The sequence below is a fragment of the Sporolactobacillus kofuensis genome, assembly GCF_024125425.1.
Classification (GTDB): domain Bacteria; phylum Bacillota; class Bacilli; order Bacillales; family Sporolactobacillaceae; genus Sporolactobacillus; species Sporolactobacillus kofuensis.
On record NZ_JAMXWN010000004.1, the window covers coordinates 41,376 to 64,025 of the forward strand.

At 41.5% G+C, this 22,650-nt stretch carries 18 protein-coding genes; 8 read left to right on the plus strand and 10 right to left on the minus strand.

From position 1 onward, the window contains the following. Positions 1-458 precede the first annotated feature (458 nt). Both NIE32_RS04285 and NIE32_RS04290 read left to right on the plus strand, forming a co-directional pair. Entirely contained in the window at positions 459-1,223 is a 765-nt protein-coding gene (locus NIE32_RS04285) for a MerR family transcriptional regulator (RefSeq protein ID WP_253053380.1), read from the plus strand. Between the two features lie 172 nt (positions 1,224-1,395). After that, a complete protein-coding gene (locus tag NIE32_RS04290; RefSeq protein WP_354327067.1) occupies positions 1,396-2,037 on the plus strand; it encodes a cupin domain-containing protein in 642 nt (213 codons plus the stop codon). 18 nt (positions 2,038-2,055) lie between these two features. On the opposite strand, the gene NIE32_RS04295 is transcribed toward NIE32_RS04290, so the two are convergent. The 3 genes from NIE32_RS04295 to NIE32_RS04305 all read right to left on the minus strand — a co-directional run bounded on the left by NIE32_RS04295 (position 2,056) and on the right by NIE32_RS04305 (position 5,188). Continuing rightward, positions 2,056-2,430, minus strand: a complete 375-nt coding sequence (locus NIE32_RS04295) for a DnaJ family domain-containing protein (RefSeq protein ID WP_253053382.1) — start codon at positions 2,428-2,430, stop codon at positions 2,056-2,058. Next, positions 2,430-4,010 (minus strand): FAD-dependent oxidoreductase, encoded by a 1,581-nt coding sequence (locus tag NIE32_RS04300; RefSeq protein WP_253053384.1) that lies wholly within the window; start codon positions 4,008-4,010, stop codon positions 2,430-2,432. Before NIE32_RS04300 ends, NIE32_RS04295 begins: the two co-directional genes overlap by 1 nt. Before the next feature lie 191 nt (positions 4,011-4,201). Next, the gene (locus tag NIE32_RS04305; protein ID WP_253053386.1) at positions 4,202-5,188 is read right to left on the minus strand and encodes a Gfo/Idh/MocA family protein; all 987 of its coding nucleotides are present in this window, start codon (positions 5,186-5,188) and stop codon (positions 4,202-4,204) included. 184 nt (positions 5,189-5,372) lie between these two features. On the opposite strand from NIE32_RS04305, the gene NIE32_RS04310 reads away from it, so the two are divergent. The 4 genes from NIE32_RS04310 (at position 5,373) to NIE32_RS04325 (ending at position 12,248) form a co-directional block, all read left to right on the plus strand. Continuing rightward, complete coding sequence (locus tag NIE32_RS04310; RefSeq protein ID WP_253053388.1) at positions 5,373-6,665, plus strand: O-antigen ligase family protein; 1,293 nt, start codon at positions 5,373-5,375, stop codon at positions 6,663-6,665. A gap of 158 nt (positions 6,666-6,823) precedes the next feature. Continuing rightward, on the plus strand, positions 6,824-7,648 hold the full coding sequence (gene proC / locus NIE32_RS04315; protein ID WP_253053389.1) for a pyrroline-5-carboxylate reductase: 825 nt from the start codon (positions 6,824-6,826) through the stop codon (positions 7,646-7,648). A 394-nt stretch (positions 7,649-8,042) separates the two neighbouring features. Next, positions 8,043-11,699: a GH92 family glycosyl hydrolase gene (locus NIE32_RS04320; protein ID WP_253053391.1), complete on the plus strand. Its 3,657-nt coding sequence runs from the start codon at positions 8,043-8,045 to the stop codon at positions 11,697-11,699. Between the two features lie 39 nt (positions 11,700-11,738). Further along, positions 11,739-12,248, plus strand: a complete 510-nt coding sequence (locus NIE32_RS04325; RefSeq protein ID WP_253053392.1) for a GNAT family N-acetyltransferase — start codon at positions 11,739-11,741, stop codon at positions 12,246-12,248. 160 nt (positions 12,249-12,408) lie between these two features. On the opposite strand, the gene murB is transcribed toward NIE32_RS04325, so the two are convergent. From murB to NIE32_RS04345, 4 genes are all read right to left on the minus strand, one after another. After that, the gene (gene murB, locus NIE32_RS04330; protein WP_253053394.1) at positions 12,409-13,335 is read right to left on the minus strand and encodes a UDP-N-acetylmuramate dehydrogenase; all 927 of its coding nucleotides are present in this window, start codon (positions 13,333-13,335) and stop codon (positions 12,409-12,411) included. A gap of 342 nt (positions 13,336-13,677) precedes the next feature. Beyond that, positions 13,678-14,601, minus strand: a complete 924-nt coding sequence (locus tag NIE32_RS04335) for a sensor domain-containing diguanylate cyclase (protein WP_253053396.1) — start codon at positions 14,599-14,601, stop codon at positions 13,678-13,680. 6 nt (positions 14,602-14,607) lie between these two features. Continuing rightward, positions 14,608-15,237, minus strand: coding sequence for a chemotaxis protein CheC (locus NIE32_RS04340; protein WP_253053398.1), 630 nt, complete (start codon positions 15,235-15,237; stop codon positions 14,608-14,610). Further along, positions 15,227-15,604 (minus strand): response regulator, encoded by a 378-nt coding sequence (locus NIE32_RS04345; RefSeq protein WP_253053400.1) that lies wholly within the window; start codon positions 15,602-15,604, stop codon positions 15,227-15,229. The genes NIE32_RS04340 and NIE32_RS04345 overlap by 11 nt, the downstream gene beginning before the upstream one ends. A 792-nt stretch (positions 15,605-16,396) precedes the next feature. Between NIE32_RS04345 and NIE32_RS14335 the strand changes: the two genes are divergently transcribed. Together NIE32_RS14335 and NIE32_RS04355 are read left to right on the plus strand one after the other, a co-directional pair. Further along, positions 16,397-18,484: a sensor histidine kinase gene (locus NIE32_RS14335; protein WP_253053402.1), complete on the plus strand. Its 2,088-nt coding sequence runs from the start codon at positions 16,397-16,399 to the stop codon at positions 18,482-18,484. Beyond that, on the plus strand, positions 18,474-19,076 hold the full coding sequence (locus NIE32_RS04355) for a response regulator transcription factor (RefSeq protein WP_253053404.1): 603 nt from the start codon (positions 18,474-18,476) through the stop codon (positions 19,074-19,076). Before NIE32_RS14335 ends, NIE32_RS04355 begins: the two co-directional genes overlap by 11 nt. Before the next feature lie 95 nt (positions 19,077-19,171). Here the strand turns inward: NIE32_RS04355 and aguB are convergent, their stop codons facing one another. The 3 genes from aguB to NIE32_RS04370 all read right to left on the minus strand — a co-directional run bounded on the left by aguB (position 19,172) and on the right by NIE32_RS04370 (position 22,540). After that, positions 19,172-20,047 (minus strand): N-carbamoylputrescine amidase, encoded by an 876-nt coding sequence (gene aguB / locus NIE32_RS04360; protein ID WP_253053633.1) that lies wholly within the window; start codon positions 20,045-20,047, stop codon positions 19,172-19,174. Next, positions 20,047-21,102: an agmatine deiminase family protein gene (locus tag NIE32_RS04365; protein ID WP_253053405.1), complete on the minus strand. Its 1,056-nt coding sequence runs from the start codon at positions 21,100-21,102 to the stop codon at positions 20,047-20,049. The genes aguB and NIE32_RS04365 overlap by 1 nt, the downstream gene beginning before the upstream one ends. Before the next feature lie 241 nt (positions 21,103-21,343). Continuing rightward, complete coding sequence (locus NIE32_RS04370; protein WP_253053407.1) at positions 21,344-22,540, minus strand: histidine kinase N-terminal 7TM domain-containing diguanylate cyclase; 1,197 nt, start codon at positions 22,538-22,540, stop codon at positions 21,344-21,346. Between the last annotated feature and the right edge of the window lie 110 nt (positions 22,541-22,650).

The window sequence follows — 22,650 nt, forward strand, 5'->3', positions numbered from 1 at the left end:
TGCGTGAGTAGCGACTATTTCTATTTAATCATAATGATCTAAGATTCGCGAACACCATCTATTTTTGTTCGGATCAAACCTTTCCTAGTCTACCACCGCAATTCAGCAAAAACAAAAATATAGGGACTTTTGATAAGTAAAGATAGTATAAAATTTTGGCGTTAAATACTCGGATGAACGGCATCGATTTCGTCAAATTTAGGCTCATACACGAAGATGCGAGACGTCTGCGGAGCGTTCCTGCTGATCGCGAGCCAGGTGAGACCCCGCAGATTACATGCGTGTATGAGGAGGCTCACGGATCGCCCGCGGCAAGCGAGCAATCGAAGCACAATTGGTGCAAACGATGGGCTAGTTTTGTGCCCCGCTTATCTTAACAACTGCATCAGTAAATAAAAATAGGCTTGAGCTTGACGCAACGTCAAGGTATAAGATAGAAAAAGTAAGGAGGGGCGCCCATGCATTACACCATCAAACAACTGGGAAATCTAGCTGGAGTCAGTACACGAACTTTACGCTACTACGATAAGCTAAATCTATTAAAACCTGAATTTGTGAACGCGTCCGGTTATCGAATCTACGGGCCAAAACAAGTGGATCTTCTTCAACAAATTCTCTTCTTCAAAGAGCTAAAATTCAGCTTAAAAGAAATACACAACATACTTGCCTCACCCGATTTTAATCGCGTGGATGCCCTCACTGCACAGTACACTAAATTAATTGAAGAGAAAAAGCGGCTAGAGCAGCTGATTGCAAACGTTGAGAAGACATTGGACTCTGAAAAAGGAGTGATTAAGATGAGTGATCAGGAGAAATTTGAAGGATTAAAAAAAGAAATGCTGAATCAAAATGAAAAAAACTATGGCAAAGAAATCCGCGAAAAATACGGAGAGGAAACCATAAATCAATCTAATAAAAAATTCGCAAACTTGAGTAAAGGAGAGTATGACGCATCGATCGATGTCCAGCAGAAAATGTTCCAACAATTAAAAGAAGCCATGCAGCTTGGTGATCCGACAAGTACACCGGCACAAAGAGCCGCAGATCTACATCGGCAATGGCTCGGGTATTTCTGGACCTTTTACTCCAAAGAAGCTCATGCCGGATTAACGCAAATGTATGTGGACGATCCTAGATTTACAAAATACTATGATGAACGTCTTGGAACTGGTGCCGCAAAGATGCTTCGTGATGCCGTACTCGTTTACACAAAGATGGAATGAAAAGGAAGGAAGCCTAACAAGGGATTCCTTCCTTTGTTTCTTAATCTCCTCACAAATACCAAATGGATGGCCCAGCAATCAGAAATCTCATTTTAATTCGAGCATTATTATATAATCTAAATATTCAGAGTGTTATAATTAAAAAAATACGTTTATCAAGGAGGGGCCATTGGTGCGGAATATAATAAAATTTGCAGGGGTAATGCCTTTGATCGCGCTCGCAGCATGTGGTGGAGCATCCTATTCATATCAAAATGAGGCGTCCGATACAGTACGAAAAACGACTGTCAACAATGCTTCCAAAGCGACAACATCAGCGCACGAAGTCAAGGTCAAAACAGAGACATTCAAAGATAACGGCACCATACCCAATAATCCCTATTTCTCAGTGTTGATCTATCCCGGCGCGTTTAAAGGGCGAACCAATCAACTAGTGAAAACATTTGAAAAGAATAATTGGGGCAATAATTGGGTGGATGGTGTTTTTACGTACCACCATTTCCATAGCACTTCCCATGAAGTACTCGGCGTGATTTCCGGACACGCGACACTTCGGCTTGGTGGTGAGAATGGAAAAGATTTTAAGGTTTCGGCTGGTGACGTTGTTGTTCTTCCAGCGGGAACAGGACATAAACGTCTCTCATCAAGTAGCGACTTTTCGATCGCTGGGGGATACCCAAACGGTCAAGACTATGATACGCAAACTAAAGAAACACAAACGTTAAAAGCTAATATCTCCCGTGTTGGCAAACCGAAACAAGACCCCGTCTACGGAAATCAGGGGCCGTTGCTTCATATATGGAAAGACAGATAAGTGGACTTCTCTGCACCCTTACAAATGCAAGCGATGAAGAAGGCGCGATCGGTAATTTTTAAAAGTAGAAGAATGTCGTACGGATCTTTTTTCCATTAATTGATTAAATTGCAGCCGTTTAAACCGCAATTCCTTACTCAAGCGCTCGCTTTCCTGATCGTCTTCGCAACATTTGAGCAAATCGGTTAAGGTTACGATCTCTTTTCGCAGCTGCACTTCTTCAGGAAGGATTCCTGCGTTCTTTAACATCTTGTATCCGGCGCGAAGATCTGGTGGAACCGCTGAAAGATCTTCCAGAACTAAAGGTTTCCCCTTACCTGGAAGATGATCAAAAGCGCCGGCGCTCAAACCTTCTTTAATTTTTTCTTCAGCCATCATTTCAATGAGACCCATTATTCATCCTTCTGTCCGTTTGAAAATTTGCGTTCTTGATTCAAATGGTCTGATTCTGAGAAAATCACTGATAATGGATCCTTTGCCGTACCGTCAATCACTTCCCCGGTCGCCTGGAATCGTGAACCATGGCAAGGGCAATCCCATGTGTGTTCTCCTTGATTCCAGTTTACTTCACAGCCCATATGCGGGCAAGTCGCATCAACAACGGTTAGCTTTCCTTGATCATCCCGGTATGCACCGACTCTTTTTCCATGAAGAGAAGCAATCCGTCCTTGATCATTCGTCAAAGGTTCATCAAGAGGCTCCACTTTTTCGAGTTTGCCTTTAATCAGGTTTCCCGCTGTTTTCATATTTTCAACGAGGAAGCTGGCGAGCATTGGTGCAGCTTCAATACGCGAAGGACTAAATAGATCAATATAGGGATTCGTACGTTTCCTAACGAGATCGGTTAGCAATGTTGCTGCCAGAGTCCCTGTTGTCATCCCCCACTTATGAAATCCCGCTGCGATAAAGAGATTTGATGTATGTTTTGCCAGCCGTCCGATATAAGGTATTTGATCAAGCGTTGTAAAATCTTGTGCCGACCAATGAGCGACAATATTCTTTTCGCCAAAACTTTGCTCTGCAAAATCGGCGAGCCTTTGAAAATGAATGTCCATACGCTCCCCGCGACCAGTCTTATGATTTTCGCCACCGACCAAGAGATAATTCTTTTGGTTCAGCCTCAATCCACGAATCGAACGTTTCGGATCACTGGCGCTGATATACATGCCTTCAGGAGGGGGTGAATCTGTCTCGCAAGCAATGAGATAAGAACGTTCAGGAAACATTCTGGAGAAATAAAATCGATTATCGTAAAAAGGAAAGTGAGAACAAATCAGCACATTTCGGCAACGAATGGTGGATCCATTTTTTGTCGTGACGAGCGGATTTGCCCCTTCCTTTATATCTTCTGCCAACGTTTCTTCATAGATGGGTACTTTGCGCTTCACAAGATCGGAAAGCAATGCGTGCAAGTACATAAGCGGATGAAATTGCGCCTGTCCGGGCATAACCAGTCCATTCTTCACTTGAAAAGGCAGGTGAAGGTCATCTTGTAATGTTCCCGCAATCCCTAATTGATCATACGCAGCCTTTTCTTTCTCAATCGAGCGTGCCTCTTGATCTGTTGTCGCATAGATGATGGCAGGCTGAATTTCAAAATCACATTGTATGTTATAAGTTGAAATATATTTGCCAATCCAATGCAGTGCTTCTTTATTTGCATCATAGTAAAGTTTTGCTTTCTCTGGCCCAACCTCATGAATCAAACGGTCATAAATTAAACCATGCTGTGCTGTGATTTTCGCAGTTGTATACCCGCTCGTGCCACTCGCAACCGATCCGGCATCGATAAGGACCACCGACACTCCTTCACGGGCCAACTTATAGGCAGCGGTGATCCCAGTAATTCCTGCCCCGACAACCAGCGTATCTGTTTCAATATTCTCTTGCAGTGATTGAAACGTTGGCAGATGAACGGTATCCCTCCATAAAGAAGATGTTTCATTGACTAAAAAACGTGATTGTTGATCCATGTGGACCCTCCTCCACCTGAGCCGTGAGTGCTCAAGACTTAAAGTCAGTGTGCCCCGACTATGGAGAATTATCCGAGAAAATTATTGTCACATGATACGAAACAAATAGCCTGTATATGCAGGTCCTAGGAAGCTACAAGAGATTCATTCTTCAGCCCTTTTTCTTTAGCTTTCCATAGCTCAAATGGTCATTATTTCTCGTCATTTGGAAACAAGATCCCGCTTTGCACGCGTGCAGTTTCCATCGTTTTCAGTACCATTCGACTCAAATTTCGTAAGTTCAAATACTCAGCGTGATCTTCTTGATCCAAGAGATCAGCAAAATGAGCAATTTCAAAGATTTTATCATCAGCTTCAGTATGTTCGGCGATCACTATCGGTTTCTTATCATGAGCATCAATCCATTCAAGGCGTTCAATATTCGATGCGTTATTGATCCGTAAGCTGCCCTTTTCCCCATGAATTTCCGAAGGTGCATCTGAATGTGCGATCTTCGAGCAAAGTAATGTACAAATAAATGATTCATATACCAGAACCATTGTTCCGCTGCCGTCAACACCACTTGAAAGTTTAATTGGATAATAAGCGACATCTTTTGGCTCACCAAATAACGCAATCGCTACATAGAGAGGATAGACCCCTAAATCTTCAAGTGCACCTCCTGCAAATTGAGAAGAAAAAATGTTGCTCACATGCCCATCCAAGAATTGATCGTAACGAGAAGAATACTGAATCAGCTGTAAAACTGCTGAACGGAGTTGTCCGGTACGCGGCAATTCTTGCTTCAATTTTTTGAATACCGGAGTTTGAATAGTTCGTATTGCTTCAAAAAGATAAACATGATGCTCGTCCGCAATGCGAACCGCCTCATCAAATTCTTTTAGCGTTGTAAAAATCGGCTTTTCACAGATCACATGCTTTCCCGCGCGAAGCAGAACTTCGACTTGCTGAAAGTGCAAGCCATTCGGCGAAGCCACATAGACAATGTCCACTTCCGGACTCTTTGCGAGTGTTTCTAATGAGGAAAAATAAAGATTTGCACCAAATTGCTCAGCGAATTGCTTGGCATTTTGCGCAGATCTTGAATAGGCACCAACGTATTCAAAACGTCCCGTTTCTTTAACCGTTTTCACAAATTGTTGCGTTATTTTACTTGTTCCAATTGTTGCCATTCTCATTGTCATAACCCTCCAGTTTCTTCACTAATAATCCTATTATAACGGTATATCATTCATCATGATAGCCTTTTCATTTTCGTTACATAAATATAAAAATTTCCCCATAAACTTGATTTTCCTATGCATTTTAAAGTATAAGTAATGTTGCAGATAAAATGATTAATAATAGTCGGAGGACGAATTTATGATATACGGGCTTAAAAAAGTCAAACAACAGCCGCTTATCTTGGGATTAATTTTGTTATATTTGCTCCCGCCTGTTGGTATGGCTTGGTTCGTTGGTTATGCCATTATTGAGTGGCGCGCACAATTTATTGAAAAGAAGTCGATACCTACTGATTTGATCAGCATACTCCTTGCACTTATGGCTATTTCATCAATTGGCGCGGTTCTCGTAAGCTGGCAAGTTACCGACTTAGCTTCAACCTTGATCTTAGTCGGTTATCTTGGTATCTATCTATTCATGTTGCGTCATCCCGAACAGTTGCATATCCATCAATTCACTTGGATCACTGTTTTTGGTGGCGTTTATATTTTTATTTCGGATAAGCTGCTTAACTTCATCCCGAAAGATACGCTCATCGGTCAGGCTGCATCATTCCTTACCGGACATTTTTTGTTTGGCTACGTGGGAAAACCACGTCTCTATGGATCAACTTTTAACCCCAATTATGCTTGTTATTTGTTGATTCTCGCACTTGCCTTTCTGTTGGTGGAATTATTGCGTGCAGTGCATATGAAAAATACGAAACTGATTGCATTATCACTGGTCATCTTGCCTCTCCTTGATCTCGGAATATACGATACAGGATCAAGAGCTGGATTCGTTATTATGTTTCTGCTCCATCTGCTCTTCGTATACAAACTAAATTTACGGCTATTTTTTCCAATTGCAGCCCTAGTGATCGCCAGCGCACCTTTTCTCTACCGTTGGATGCCGCGTTCTGATGGCACCGAATCTTCAATGGCAAAGCGAATCGAAATTTGGGGCAACAGTTGGCACATCTTTAAAGAGAATCCGGTATTTGGTGCCACTTCGCTTGGTTTTGGTCGCGATTATGCTGAGCTAAACGGTCAAAATATCCCACATGCTCATGACCTGTTTCTGGCAATCTTCTCAACATCGGGTGTTTTTTGTGGCTTGTTCTTTCTCTTTGTCCTTTGTATCAGTGGATTCACTTTACTTCGTGCACAAAGACTAAACACAAAGACGAATGATGAAGCTTCACTCTTTTTCTTTACAATGCCGACGATTATCGCTTATGGCATTATGGATTTTGAATTATCATCTCCACAAGTCCTAATTATTGTACTGATCCTACTTTCTTATTGGACCAGATATGCAGCGGCATTGAACCAATTTATATGGTTGCGGAAGATAACGAAACTCTTTCTTCATACTAAAATTCATTTGCTGAAACGCAAGAAAAGCAATGCAGCCATGTTGCAATCCTATAAAGAGATGTCTGGAAAATGAGCTTCAGATCGTTTGAAAGTGAAGAAAAGTGATAATCAATACTAAATTTATGCTTGTGTCAAGAACTTGCCAATCGGCAAGTTTTCTACTATGATTGCGGTGTTTATAGGAGAAGTACCTATCTACTTGGTCAGAAGAAATGAGAGGATGAATAACCGTTGTTACAAAAATTAGCGTTTATTGGTTCTGGTGAACTTGCGGAATCTTTACTCAAAGGATTTCTTGATAAAAAATTTATTTCTGCCGATCGTGTCTGGATGAACAATCGATCAAATGGTGAACGGTTGAAAGATTTGGAAGAAACCTTTCACGTCCATACCACACAAGACAAGAAAATTGCTCTTGATGCGGCGGACATTGTTATTTTTGCTTTCAGACCGGCGGATACGGAATCAGCCATCAATGAAATGAAGGCATATTTACGTCCAAATCAATTAATCATCTCACTGATGGTTGGTGTACCAACCTCATTCATCCGCTCCGCTTCGGGTATCGATCTACCAGTGGTTCGTGCAATGCCCAATACCTCGGCCTCGATCGGGTTATCCGCAACCGGCATCGCAGCCGGAGAAATGGTTTCTGAGCAACAGCTGGAGCTTGCAAAGCAATTATTTGAAACCGTTGGGACAGTCACTATTGTCAAGGAAAGTGAGATCGATGTAATCGCTGGCGTAGCCGGAAGCGGTCCTGCCTACCTTTATTATCTCGCCAATGCTATGCAAGAGGCCGGTATTCAGGAAGGAATTTCTAAAGAATCCTCCGCACAACTCGTGATGCAAACTTTACTTGGCGCAACGCATCTTTTGAATCAGTCTGGAAAATCTGCTCAAGATTTATTAAAAGCTGTTGCAACGCCTGGAGGTACCACTCAAGCAGGTATTGATACGCTCGATGAAAATCATGTGAAACAATCCGTCGTTGACTGCGTGCATCAAGCAATTGTCCGTGCAAAAGAAATGAGTACACCTTTTACAAAAAATTAATACAATGTTAGATTATTGGACATATCTTTGATTTAATCTGCTTGAAAAACCGCACCTTAAAAAACCATGTCAGATAATATGACAAATTTTCTAAAACGTCAGCTAAAGGGTGCTATGATGATCTCGTAAGCTTTAACACACCTTCTGTTGCAGTTAACCTTAAGTTAAGATGTTTGATCTTGATTTAGGAAACCATCATTTACTCGTTTGCGATGAGATGCTGACCGGCATTCTTATCGCATATTTTTTTTGCTGTAATAGAGGACTAGGGATAGTTTTAAGATTGCTTTATAGACTGTGCCTGTTCCGTTATAATAGTTAGGTAGTCTTGCCTAGTGAGGATTGTTCAGCAACTCGCACGCGGCCGTCACACAAAACGAAGAGGGGCAACATCATGGATTTAAAGATTTTCACGAAAATAGTCATCAGTTGTATTTCACTATGTCTGGTCACCTCTTCTTTACCTGGTCCTATGATGCATGGTGCCGATGCGAAGAACAACAGTCCGCTTTTCTTCACCTCATTCGAAAAAGGCGATCCTGCACTTTCATGGAAAAATCAAAATGAGCAATCAGGAAAAGGCAAGTTAATGACAGAGGGGATTACGCCGTTAAACGGCAAGGGGAAAACAATGACCACTTTGGTTACTAAAGGGCCGGAGAACCTCTACAATGCCTCGAAAAAAAATGGTTGGACAGGCAGCCACGTACTTACCTACTCAGGGAAAGTTACAGGTAACGCCGACAGCTATGCATTCAACAAATTATTTAATGTGAATATTAAAGTTTCTGCAAATACGGAGCTCTCCTATTTAATTGCTCCCGAATCGACCAAAACTGATCCACAAGCAGAGGCTGCAAGCTATGTTTCAGTGGATCTTGCATTTTCCGACGGTAGTTATTTACATGACTTAAAAAAAGTAAACGATCAGGATGGCTTTGGCATAACCCCTAAGGATCAAGGGAAATCCGATACCCTTTTGATGAACCAATGGAATCAAAAAATAATTTCACTCGGTGCGGCAGCCAAAGGAAAAACGATAAAACGAATAATAATTGCCTACAAAGCACCGCGCGCTAACGTTTCGTTTAAAGGCGCTCTAGACGATATTCGAATTGATAATCATCCATCATTAACTACTGATCGTACACCGGTCGATCAGGTTAATATTTTTCGTGGTACCGCATCTGGAAAGGCCTTTGCACGCGGAAACACTTCCCCAGCTATAGGGGTACCAAATGGCTTCACTTACTGGGCACCGGCGATTAACAGTAGTGCAAAGGCACACATTTATCCTTATAACCAAAATAATGATCCGAATAATTTACCTGAAATACAATCCTTTTCACTCAGTCAATCGGCCAATGACCAAGCAGGCATTCAACAGTCATTTCAAGTCATGCCTTCAGACTTTTCGGGTACGCCAAGTGCAAACCGATTAGGACGTGGAGCAGCCTTCAAGCGTTCTGATGAATTTTCTTCCCCCTATCGTTATCAGGTGACTTTTGCCAATGGAATGAAAACAGAACTGGCAGCAACGAGCCATGCGGCAATCATGCGCTATTCATTTATTGGGACAAACGGTAACTTGATCTTTGATAACTTGAATCGCCACGGGAGCCTGACGCTTCACCCGGAAACACAATCATTGGAAGGCTATACCGATAGCAAAGACGCATCGACAGGCAATGATAACCGGTTGTTTTTCTATGCAGAAGTCGATCAACCCGTATCCGATTACGGACGTCTATCCGGGCAAGGCCGTGACCAATCGACCGCTTTCTTTAAGTTCGACACCACCGACAAAAAGAACGTTACGCTACGCATTGCCAGTTCTTTAATTAGCGTGGCTCAGGCCAAGAAAAATTTAAACCAGGAAATCGGCAAACACACGTCTTTAAAAGATGTTGAAAACAAAGCGAAGAAAGAATGGAACAAGCGGCTTGAACGTGTAACTGTTGAAGGAGGAGCTGCGCAGCAATCCACGCTTTATTCTAATCTTTACCGGCTCTATCTCTCACCAAATATTGGCTATGAGAATACAGGATCAAAGAAGAAACCAGATTATCGTTACGCTGATCTGAGTGTGCCTGCAAGCACTGCCAACACGTCTGAACACACTGGTGCACCAATTAAGAAAGGTCAAATTTATGTAAATAGCAACTTTTCTTATAGCGCACAAACAGCATGGCCGATTTATGCACTTCTGGAACCCAAACTTACCGGAAAAATGATTAATGGTTTCCTCACTGCCTATAAAAACGACGGGGTATTTGATCCAGATGCAGGTCCTGCCTTTGCAGATGCTGTAGTTAAAGGTGTGCCGGGTGTCCATTCATCTGTACTCTATCAGGCAATGCTCCAATCCAGTTCTGTACCGCAGGAACATGATGATGATACCTTTACCGGCTATCTTTCATCCAAACAAAAAGACAGCGTAAGCCGAACGTTATCTCAGAGCATAACGGATTATTCGCTCGGAAATTTCGCTAACTATTTGGCACAACGACATCCGAACAACACCCAATATGCAGATGATAGCCGCTATTATCTAAGACAATCTCAGAATTATTTATATCTGTTTAACCATAAGCGAGATTCTTTTACCGAACGAAACAAAGATGGAAAGTGGGCGGCAAGCGACGGATCAAATCCGTCACTTAAAAACAAGACCTTAGATGACTGGGCGTACGCGTTTAACGTCCCTCAGGATGGACAAGGTCTAGCTAATCTGTATGGAGGTCAAGATGCTCTAACCCGCAAGCTTGATCAGTTTTTCCGTAACCCGCCACAAGACAAAGCGTTCAGCAGCCTTCAGAAGCACGCAAGAATCGCGTACAGCGGTCATTTAGGAATGTTCACGCTCGATCAAGCAGCGTCACCATCTCAACCGTATATGTATTTATTCGCTTCTGCGCCTTGGAAAACACAGAGTACATTACGTGCCATCATGAATCGCTTCTACACGGGAGGAATGATCGGTCAGGGTTATTTAGGGTCTGATAACGGAGCAATACTCTCTGGCTTCTATCTGTTTGGCGCGTTAGGTATTTATCCGCTTCAAAAGGGTACACCTGATTACGTCATTGGTGCGCCCTATTTCAAGCGAATGGCCGTACATTTGGAGAATGGACATACCTTGATCATCAATGCACCAAATGTGAGCAATAAAAATAACTATGTTCAACAGGTCGCATTCAATGGACAAATGGTAAACGCAACAACGATTTCTGCAGCACAATTAGCGAATGGGGGAACATTGACTTTCATAATGGGTGCAGACCCATCAAGTTGGGGCACTTCATCTGATGCTTTGCCGGATTCACAAACTGCTCAGTCTACAGATGGCTCAGAATTTTATCCAGAACCCTTAGCAGATTTGACAGGGTATGCTTCACAGATTACCTCTCATGCCAGTCAATCTTTAAGACGTTTAACGGACAATAATTCAGTAACTGCGGCAAAATTCCATTCGGATCATCCCTCAGTTACGCTCCAATTTGATTCAGAGAATCGCAGGGTAGAAATGTATACCCTGACCTCCTCAAACAAAAGCAAAACCAGTGATCCAAAGGATTGGACACTTTGGGGCTCAGATGATGGAATGAACTGGGATCTAATTGATCGAAGAACGGATCAATCCTTTAAATGGAGAGCAATGACGCGCGCATTCTCTATAAAGAATCCACAAGCTTATGGTTATTACAAGCTGACCGTTACAAAGAAAAGTAATGAGGATCCATTGGCGATCAGCGAATGGCAATTGCTTGGCTACTCAGGAATTCGAAGTGGATTTGAGCACATGCAAAACGAGATCATACATCAGTTTAAACTGAAGAATTTGAGTGAATCCGAGACAACCGCTCTATCTGATAAACTCAATCAAGCACAAATCGCCTACCTAAACGGCAATCTATCTTCTTCAGTGTATTACATGCAATCCTATGTGCAGGTCATCAATTCATTTATTTATCAAGCGACGGCTTCGCAAAAAGTTAGACAAGGTCTTACAGCGGATGCACACGCAATCATTAATTTGATGACCGATTAATTATATAAATACACTCTAAAGATAGGATGGGTAGCCTCAATGCAGAATTCTGTAATGATTCGTGATGCACGTAAAGAAGATTTGGCTGATATCGTCTCAATTTATAATTCAACGATTCCAGGACGTATGGTGACTGCAGATACTGAGCCTGTGACTGTTCAGGACCGTTTGCCATGGTTCGAGGCCCATCAAGAAGATCAAAGGCGCCCTCTATGGGTTGCTGAAATTGATGGAACTCTATGTGGCTGGCTAAGCCTCAGCAACTTTTACGGTCGTCCTGCTTACCAATCAACTGTAGAAATAAGCATTTACTTAGATGAACGTTTTCGAGGTATGGGCATCGGCTCTGGATTTGTTCGTTATGCCCTAGAACATTGCAAAGCGTTAGGAATTAATACGGTCCTCGCTTTTATTTTCGGACAGAACACACCAAGTCTCCACCTCTTCGAGCGATTTGGCTTCGAACGTTGGGGCACATGTCCAAGGGTTGCCGTTCTAGATGGCATAGAGCGGGATTTGGTGATCATGGGACACCGAGTCACTGACTAGCCCGATAGGAAAGGTACAGACAGTCCTATAGGTCCTTTCTTATCCCTATGAGCTTTTTTCTTTGAAAAAACGGCAGTTGCGTAATCGCAGCTGCCGTTTTTGAACAAAGAAGCATTTCAGTATAATCTTAGTCAAACTCATGCTTTACTTTGCTCAATTATCATTTTCCATTCAATGCTTCGCCAATAATTCGTACTTCAGTTTCCAAATCAACACCAAATTTTTGTTTCACTGTGTCCTGGACATGCTTTATCAATTGAATATAATCTGAAGCGGTTCCGTGATCCACATTCACCATAAAGCCTGCATGTTTGGTTGACACCTCAACACCGCCGATCCGTGTTCCTTGTAACCCGCTATCCTGAATTAACTTTCCCGCAAAATAGCCGGTTGGTCTTTTGAACACACTGCCGCATGATGGATATTCCAGTGGTTGTTTCAGTTCACGCAGTGCTGTCAAACGATCCATCTCAGACTTTATTTGCTGAGGGTCCCCTGGCTGCAAGGCAAACGTTCCTTCTAATGCAAGATACCCTTCCTGTGATATCGCACTGTGCCGATAACCCATGGATAATGACTTTTTATCCAATTGAATAATTTTGCCTGTTCGGTCAGCGACAACTGCTCCAGTCAATACATCAGCGGTTTCTCCACCATATGCACCTGCATTCATATACAATGCACCACCGACAGATCCAGGTATACCACAGGCAAATTCAAGTCCGGTCAGATGGTTAGCCAACGCGAATCGTGAAACATCAATGATTGCCGCCCCGCTTTGTGCGATAATTGTGTCGCCTTCGCATCTGATTTTATTGAGCAATTCGCAGCTAATGACAATACCTCGTATCCCACCATCGCGCACGATAAGATTGGAGCCTTTACCTAAGATCGTTATCGGCAAAGCTTGTTCATTCGCATACGCAATGATTCGTCCTACTTCTTGATACGTTTTTGGAAGAACAAAGAGATCCGCCTGTCCCCCGGTATGCGTAAAGGTATATGTACTCAATTTCTCGTCTATTTTCACTTGCTCTTTGCTTGCAACCATTTTTACCAAATCAGTATAAATGTCATTTTTGTTCATGCTTTCTATTCATTCCCTTTAAGCCAATTTTGATAAATTCATTGGCGACTTCCTGCTTTATTATTTATGCCATTGCTTGGCGGGTATGTCAACAGTATCTTAAGGATTACTGGCAAAAACCCCTGCGCTTATCTTGTATCCATTTTGCTTTGATTGCTCGCTTGCTGTGGTCGATCCGTGAACCTCCTCGGTCTTCCCGCTCTCTGCGGGGTCTCACTTGGCTCGCACTCCCACAGGCGTCTCGCATCTCTGCTGCATTTTTAGATAAATAGATTTCCTAACTAAAAAAAGACCGTCAACAGACTCAATGAGGTCCGTACGGTCATCACAATTTTATTTATATTACATATTATCCATACGTGACTGATGTTTGTTCACGTACATAAACTCGTCCGCTTTTTCTATAAGATCTTCGATGGTTTCACCGTCATCGGGATAAAAACTAATACCGATGCTCAGCGATAGCCAAATGTTATATCCGTCTTGAATAATATGTCTTTTCCGATTTGCTTCAATCCTGTCGGCAATGATCTGATAATCCTCAAATGTATTGATATCCGGAAGGAGCACTACAAATTCATCGCCACCAAATCTGCAGACGATATCATCTTTTCTTGTTGATTCCGTCAACAGACTTGCTACTCGAGTCATCACTTTGTCGCCTGTATTATGACCATAGGTATCATTTATCATTTTAAATTCATTAACATCGACGAACATCAGGCCAAGCATGGTTCCACGTTGTTTGGCTACAGCGAGATACTTATCAGCAAATTTATCAAACAGCGCCCGATTTGCCACACCGGTTAATTTATCATAATAAGCAAGTTTCTCAATAACCTTTTCCTTTTGCTTCAGCTGGTTATTCAACTGAGACAGCTGGTTAACGTAGTCTCTCAGCTGATTGATTCTCAAGAACTGATTCGTCACATCAATAAATTCCAGCATAACCGCGACATTTCCCGACACTGAAATTCGGTTCATTTTCAGGTTTACTCGGTAATCTTGGCTAACCAGATGACGGTGCATGGCAGCAGAAAAGAAGACAGGGTTCCCGCCGGCAATAAGCCGCTTTACCGCATTATGGAAAAAAGGACGTTCAAGCATTGGCAATACTTCATCGACGCGATGCTTGAGAACATCTTCACTCTTCTTACCGGATAACTTTTCTATAAAAGGATTCCAGTAGGTAATAACGAGGTCTTCCGTAATAATGACGATACCCTCATTTATGCAGTTTAATACACCTGGTAGAATTGAATCCATATTCACTCATCTTCCGTTATACAGTCTATCAATCTTATTCAGAATGTCATCTAGAGAGTTTAAGGTCATATTAATGACAATGGCGCCTGCAATTTCCGTCCCTTCAATATCAAAAGCCAAGAACATCATGAGTACAAGGCGGTAATCTTCAGTGTCAACAAAATGATCCGCACTTGCATTATTCAAAACATCAACCTCTGGGAGCGTGTACTCCACCGGTATGTTGACCGTATTACTTAATTCGCCAATGATGGAATTAATGACGATATTTCCGATCTCTTTGATTGTGTCAAAATCAATATCGGTAAAATCCAACGAATACTCCGTTTCATCATGCGTTTCATGAAGACAAAGATCGATAAAGTGATGCATTTTATCTGCAGGAAATAGAAGACTGACTTTTCCTTCCAACTGACTATCAAAGGAAATGGATGAAACCATTACCGCGCCCTCTGCAACTTGCTTCAAGTATTTATTCAGTTCAATTTTGCCCTTCTCCGCGTTGAGTATCCTCACACTCGGGATCGTTAATCCGATTTGCTTATCAATAATGTCTGACAATGTACTTGCGGCTTGTCCGACACCAATATTAAATAATTCCGTCAAAATATCTTCTCTGCTGATTTTACCGGCCACGTGCACCATTCCCTATGATGTTCGCTATCTCTCTTGCCTTCTTTTCATCCAGAGGCTTGTTTATGAAAGAGAGCACACCCATTTTTTCAACAACTTCGCGCACACGGTTCTGTACATCGGCAGAAAGCACAATCACTTTCGCTTCTCGATCAATCTGTTTTACTTTCTCAATAAGATCCTGGCCGCGTAATTTCGGCATCAATAAATCCACAATCATATAATCTGGTTTCGCTTCGTTAAATTTATGAAGTCCTTCTTCACCGTCTCCGGCAAAAACGAACTCAATATCTTCTAAATATTGGTTTAGAAAGGAATATGTAATCTTCTGTGAAAACTTTGAGTCATCAACAATAAGTACTTTGGTCACCAAATATCACTCCTTCAATAATTTCCATCCTATTTGGTACCTCGTTAGAAATGTAAAAGTACTTTCCTTCCTCCAAATAAACAGTTACAAATGAACTAGGTATTTATACACTGGAAATTTATACAAATAGTATTAATTATACTACTTATTATTATAAATAGAAGGGCGGAAAAGACAAGAGAAAATATGTCTATTTTACTAGCGCTTTCATGGTAATTTATTACATTATTAAATTAAAAGTTTAAAAAAATTCATTCAGTCCACAGTTCTTGTTCCTATTTCCCTTGAGATCAAATAAAAACGGTGGGATCAACCCCACCGTAATCGAACAACATTATAAATTCATTTTATATTATACTTTGTGAAAACCCTGACTGTCCGTCTCTCTTCTAGAAGACAAACGCCTTGTTTCCTGATAGCTTCAGCGATCAGGTCCAATTCTTGTAACATCGCACGCGATAAGAATCCGTTTTCAATGTTTTGTTTAATCGAATGATACAATCCAGTTAAATAGTTAGCAGAATAATGGTCATACGAACACATTGAGATCCCCCCTCGCAAAAGAAATGAGCCATTCCTGTTTTTCTCTCTCATTAACTATTTGTCTATATTTATGATCGCTATTATTTTTCTATTCTATTTTCTCCCCTATATTCACTATACGCCAGACGCTAACTTTAAAAATCCGTATTTTCCGCAATTATAAGAATTTTTATTTACTAAAGGAAAATTGTCAAAGAATGTTGAATTATGATTAAGAAAAAGAGAGAAATGGACTAGGAGTTGATGACTGTGAAGCCAAGATACATCACTTCATTCTTGTTATTATTTTTTCTTATTCTTAATAGTTACTACTGCTATCAATTTCAAAATATAGTTCATACTCATGATTTTCCAGAAGCTACTCCAATCCTCTTTGAATATCTCTCGCTTTTCTTAGTTGGGCTCTTTTTTGTTTGCAATGGTATGTATTGCTACGTTATTAAACCAAACTCAATCATCACGAAACACTATTACGCCATCCTGTTCGTTACGGGTCTTGCTATCAGTTCGGTCATTCCATCGGTACTAAATAATCCGCTTGCTCGTCTGATTGAGTTGTACTCCGTTCTCCTCATTCCAACTTTCAAGTATAAATTTTTTCTTTACTTTCCAACTGCTGCACGTCCAAAGGTCTATGAATATCTTTATACTGTGATAAAAGTCGTTTCTATTGTCCTGGGAACACTGTATGCACTTTCTGTTTTCCGCTTTCACTTGATACACAATCCCTTTAATACATTATTTAATCGGATAATTATTTTGTTCATAATATTCTCTTTGACTGCCAGTATCTACATTCTGATCCGAATGCATCAACATAACTCATTAAAAGTAAAGAATCAAATCATGATTCTTATCTTAAGCTTTTTCGTTTCATATCTTCCTGTGGTCATATTCTGTGTTATTCCTTACTTTTTGGGAACATTAGATGGGGTTCTTTTTTACTACAGTTTGCTGAGCACGATCATTTCCCCGATTACAATATCGTACATCCTAACTCAGCAAGAAATAATCGACGCTAAATTAAACTTAATTCCTTTATTCATGAGACTGACTACTCTTGTACTCTCACTCGCTCTGTCAGATAGCCTCTTCTATCTTTTTTTCTCTAAAGAAATGGAACATTTTCTGGCATTTAACTTATTTATCACGTTCATTTTGCTATTCTTTTTTTCTACAAACAAATTATTTGATCGGCTCAGGCATCGCCCACTAGCAGATAAAACTAGAGAAATCAAACAGGAGAAAGAGCGCATTCTTCAGGGAGCGTTGAACGGATACCATCTGACCACATGTGCACAACTGATTGTGAACTTTGTTCATCGGACTTTAGCAATTAATGGCGTCAGTTTGATCTGGAAACAGAAACATATTCCAAAAATTATATACGAGACAGGTATTTTCGCCAATAACGAACTCTCTTACCAATTCCTTAACAATAGCGAAACGGCAAATGAAGATCTGCAAAAGAAGCTGACCGTTCTTCCATTACGTGACGGTGAGACTGACCGCGGATGGATTCTCATCGGTCAGAAGCTTAATGGAACAAAAATTAGTAAGATTGAACAATTTCTACTGGATGAAATTCGTGCAAATACTTTGGAACTGCTCAGAAGTTCGGAGAAAGTCGCAACTATGGGACAAGCATTGAAAAAGACCCGGTCCAAATCCTACACGCATGAACAAATTAATCGTATCTTAATGAATGCGCTGGATGAACAACGTCGATCATTATCTATTTTTCTTCACGATGAAGTGCTACAAAATGTTATACTGTTAGAAAATAAGATTGAAATGTTTCATCGAAACAAACAAGTAGATAGTGCCGCATACCACGTCATTAAAGAATCCCTGATGAATGAAATCTATGAAATAAGGGAGAAATCACGTGAGTTGCATCCATTTATAGTCGAAGATCTCGGATTAGAGCAAAGTGTTGAATCCGTTAAAAAAAGATTTCAGAAAAATTATAATGTGATTATCGACACGCACTATCAACTCAAGTTGACACTGATCTCCAAAACCCTTTCCATCGCAGCATTCCGCATCATTAAAGAACTCATCTACAACGCAATCAAACACTCAGGCTCACGTGTTATTTCGATTTCTCTACTCTGTGTCGACCGCTACTTGGTCATGAAAGTCACTGATAAGGGAAAAGGGTTTGAAATTACCAAAGCCATCGATCATACACGTAGTGACCACATCGGACTCATCACGATTCAAAGACGCGTTGACCAGCTTAACGGATTAGTTGAAATACAGTCCGTTGTTGGAAAAGGTACAAGCATTAAAATTACATTGCCATTAGATTGGAATGAGGAACGTGACCATTAAGATTATCTTAGTTGACGATCATCTGCTCATGTTGATGGGCCTAAAAGAATTGCTTGAGAAGGAAAAGGATTTTCACGTCATTGATGCACTACCGGATCCGAAAAATCTTGAAGAAGTGATTCGTATACATCCGCCCGAAATTCTTGTCCTTGATGTTCGTTTAAAGGATACAAATGGGATTGAACTCACGAAACAGATCAAGAAGTTAAATCCAGAGTTAAAGATCATCATATTGTCCGGTTATCATTATGATGAGTACATCGAAGCCGCAAAGCAGGCAGGTGCCGATGCCTACATCAGCAAAGAGGAATCCAATCGGAAACTTGTTTTTGTCATTAGACAAGTCTTTGCAGGTAAAAAGGTTTTCCCAAACATCCATCCCGAAGTTCAAACGGAAACATTAACGCCAAGAGAACGTGACATTCTCAATTTGATTGCTTCCGACATGACAACCAGCGAAATCAGCCAATCCTTATCAATTAGCAAACGTACGGTTGAATACCACATTTCATCCCTCATGCAAAAATTAGGAGCCGACTCTCGCGTCGGTGCTGTTGTTGCCGCAATCAAAAAAGGATTGCTTGGCATCTAATACCAGCAATCCTATTCTTTCAATGCATCGTTTCACACATGGTCAAGAGATCGATCACTTCTCATGACCATGCGCAAAGCTTTTGCTTCTCATGCTTAAAATTTACGTTCACCATCATTTGAAGTCAGGATTTGGTACAGTTCAGGGCGGCGGTCACGGAAAATGCCCCATTCAAATCGCTGCGCTTGCAACTGATCGAGATCGAACTCAGCCACCAACGCTGTTTCACTTGTACGATCCGCCTCACAGATCTTGTTTCCTTGCGGTCCGGCTATAAATGAAGAACCATAGAATGTGATCTGAGACTCATCATCGCTTTCCATTCCAATACGGTTTGAGGCGATAACAGGAACAAGATTAGATGCTGCATGGCCTAGCATACAAGCCTGCCAGTGATCCTTTGAATCGATTGACGAATCATAGGGTTCCGAACCAATCGCTGTCGGATAAAACAGCAATTCCGCACCCATTAATGTCATGCACCGAGCAGATTCAGGAAACCATTGATCCCAACAAATGCCGACACCAATCTTGCCGTAGCGGGTTTCCCATACTTTGAACCCTGTGTCTCCAGGATTAAAATAAAACTTTTCTTCATAACCGGGTCCATCCGGGATGTGGCTTTTGCGGTATGTTCCGAGCACAGTCCCGTCGGCATCAATCATCGCCATAGCATTGTAAAGGGCATTGTTCTTCCGCTCGTAAAAACTGATGGGCAGCACAACGTGGAGCTCGCGAGCAATTTTCTGAAAGTGAAGGATGGCCTTGTTTTCTTCCAGTGCTTTAGCTAAAGCATAATATTCCGTTTTTTCCTTCTGACAAAAATATGGCGTTTCAAACAATTCCTGAAGCAATATGATCTGAGCGTCTTCAGCAGCAGCCTTTCGAACAAGTGCTTCTGCTTTGCGAATATTATCATCAATGCTCCACGAACAACTCATTTGTGTTGCCGCGACCTTTACTTTTCTCATCATGCAGAGTCCTCTTTCTTTTCAATAATCGGCATTTGCTGGGTGGAGCAGTGCACATTTCCGCCCTCACGGATGATCGCCATACCATCAACGGTGCGTATCGTCCGGTTCGGAAAAAGATCCTTAAGAATGGATAGCGCCTGCTTGTCCGTTTCTTCGGCGTCACCACCAAATATCGGCAGTATGATTCCCTGATTCACAAAATAAAAGTTCAGATAACTGAGCGTAAGCCGAGTATCCCGCTCAAAGCGAATTGGCGGTTGCGGAATACGAATGATCTCCAGCTTTCTCCCCCGGGCATCAATACTGTTCTCCAAACGCCGGATATTCTCTTGAGTGATTTCGGCATTCTCATCATCCGAATCTTCACATGACTGGATCAGTACTTTTCCTGGTGCGGCGAAACATGCGATGTTATCCACATGCCCATCCGTTTCATCACCAGAAAGTCCATTCTTCAACCAGATCACTTTTTCAACATTTATATACATTTTTAAGTACTCTTCAATTTGCTCACGGTTCATAGTCGGATTGCGATTAGGATTCAACAAACATTGCTCTGTTGTCAGAAGTGTTCCCTCACCATCCACATGGAAGGAACCGCCTTCCATAACTAGAGGTGCGTCAAAGCAGGGAATCTGCATTGCGCTAAGAATCACCGGTGCCACTGCATCATCGAGATCCCATGGCTCATATTTCTCGCCCCATGCATTAAAGCGCCAGTTTACACCGGCCAATCTTCCCTGTTGATCCTTAATAAACGTTGGTCCATTGTCACGAATCCAAGAATCGTTATGCGGAACAGCTATAATTTCAATCGGATGTTTCATCGGTTTACTCAAATAGGAGCGCACAATCTTTTGATCATCCGGATTCACAAGCACGCTGACCGATTCAAATTCGGAAATTGCCTTGACAAATTCAGCATAGCCAGAGCAAACCCGTGCATACTCGTCTGGATAACACATCGATTCACGCACCGGCCACGAAAGGAACGTCCGTTCATGGCTTTCCCACTCCGCCGGCATTTTATAAGTCAGTTCTTTCGGATTCATGGCATACCTCACAATGATCATTAAAGTTGTCTTGATTAGTATGTTATCATAAATCATTCAAAACAAAAATGGACCTGGTTTGCCCAATCAGCCACGGAAAATGCCCAAACAGTTAGATGGATCAAACTGCTTGGGCTCACTCTTGATTTTGAATGAAGTTCTTCTCAAACATTGCCTCTTGATGAGAAAAACAACAGGATCATTTAATCAGATATTTTTATTAAAAATTCATTCTATACGATCACAATTCGGCTTTAAGTTCCTCTTGATAGTGTCCGCGATAGACCCCATTTTTTCCATTCCGTTTCGCTCCGTACAAGGCATTATCACAAGAGATGTAGAGTGTTTCTATATCGGTGAATTGGTCGGGCAAGATCGTCAGAAGCCCAATGCTTATCGTATATTTCAGAGGCTGATTAGGTAGGAAGATCTGTGCTTGAGCAACTTCATTTCTTATTCTCTCAGCCAATAATGCAGACGCTTCTTCATCCATTCCCGGCATTAGAATTGCAAATTCATCACCGCCGAATCGACTGAACAGGTGATCTGGTTCGATCTGATTATAGATGCGTCTGGAAAGATCCCGCAATACACGATCGCCGATATCATGACCATGTGTATCATTTATGCATTTAAAGCTGTCCACATCAAATAACAAAAAGGATAGCTTCTGCTTTTTCTTAGCATAATAATTGAGATAATACTCTGTCTGTGCAAAGAAAGCTCTACGATTCAATGTCTTCGTTAAATCATCATAATTCGCAAGGTGAACCAGTTCTTTATCGGTCATTTCTTTGAGTAGCAAGATGAAGCCCGTACCTCCCAGAATCATGGTCATATTGATCATAATAAAGCTAAATCCATAGGCAAACGAAGCAGCGTTCGAATCCAGGTCAGTGGAAGGATTGATAACCAGAGCAACAATCGTGCGCGCCACTAATCCCAGTAACAAAATAAAGTACAGATACCCCATGGAGTGCATCAGCAAAGAGTGCTGTTTTCCTCGCGTCATTCGCCATACTGGAAGAACAAGAATTACCACCAATGCTACCGAGGCGAACGCAATTCTGATATGCGCTTGATTGAAAAAGAAGAGGATAATGTGAAAGCTAAGAATATATAAGACCGAAAACCAAAGATAGAGATTTCGAGTGGATCGATGATAACTTCTCGCCAATTTAAGCAGCGCGAGCACTTCAAAAGTATAGCCAATGAACAATAAACTGTTTGCGAGTGAAACAGCTATCAGATCAAAAGCTCCTCCTCGAAAAATCGCGATGATCCAGGCAATGGTCTGGAGACACTTCCCATAGAAGAACGTATTCAATGTATCATCGTCCCTGTGCCGCCATAGGTATGCCCCAATCAGAAAAACCATGACGACATTCCCGGTCACAAGGAAAGATAAAAACATTTTCATATCCATCAGAGCGTTCATTCCCCATCATCCTCATCCATAAAAAAACGAGATTTGTCCTTTTATTGTAACAAATATTGTCGAATTAGAATATTATTCGCAAACTATTGTAAAAAAAAGAACGCATATAT

Bases quoted from the DNA above. Each gene is read 5' to 3' on its own strand.
- NIE32_RS04370 (WP_253053407.1), bottom strand. From the start codon at position 22,540: ATGAACGCTCTGATGGATATGAAAATGTTTTTATCTTTCCTTGTGACC.
- NIE32_RS04335 (WP_253053396.1), bottom strand. From the start codon at position 14,601: ATGGATTCAATTCTACCAGGTGTATTAAACTGCATAAATGAGGGTATC.
- NIE32_RS04300 (WP_253053384.1), bottom strand. From the start codon at position 4,010: ATGGATCAACAATCACGTTTTTTAGTCAATGAAACATCTTCTTTATGG.
- aguB (WP_253053633.1), bottom strand. From the start codon at position 20,047: ATGAGAAAAGTAAAGGTCGCGGCAACACAAATGAGTTGTTCGTGGAGC.
- NIE32_RS04310 (WP_253053388.1), top strand. From the start codon at position 5,373: ATGATATACGGGCTTAAAAAAGTCAAACAACAGCCGCTTATCTTGGGA.
- NIE32_RS04305 (WP_253053386.1), bottom strand. From the start codon at position 5,188: ATGAGAATGGCAACAATTGGAACAAGTAAAATAACGCAACAATTTGTG.
- murB (WP_253053394.1), bottom strand. From the start codon at position 13,335: ATGAACAAAAATGACATTTATACTGATTTGGTAAAAATGGTTGCAAGC.
- NIE32_RS04365 (WP_253053405.1), bottom strand. From the start codon at position 21,102: ATGAATCCGAAAGAACTGACTTATAAAATGCCGGCGGAGTGGGAAAGC.
- NIE32_RS04285 (WP_253053380.1), top strand. From the start codon at position 459: ATGCATTACACCATCAAACAACTGGGAAATCTAGCTGGAGTCAGTACA.
- NIE32_RS04320 (WP_253053391.1), top strand. From the start codon at position 8,043: ATGGATTTAAAGATTTTCACGAAAATAGTCATCAGTTGTATTTCACTA.
- NIE32_RS04295 (WP_253053382.1), bottom strand. From the start codon at position 2,430: ATGGGTCTCATTGAAATGATGGCTGAAGAAAAAATTAAAGAAGGTTTG.
- NIE32_RS04325 (WP_253053392.1), top strand. From the start codon at position 11,739: ATGCAGAATTCTGTAATGATTCGTGATGCACGTAAAGAAGATTTGGCT.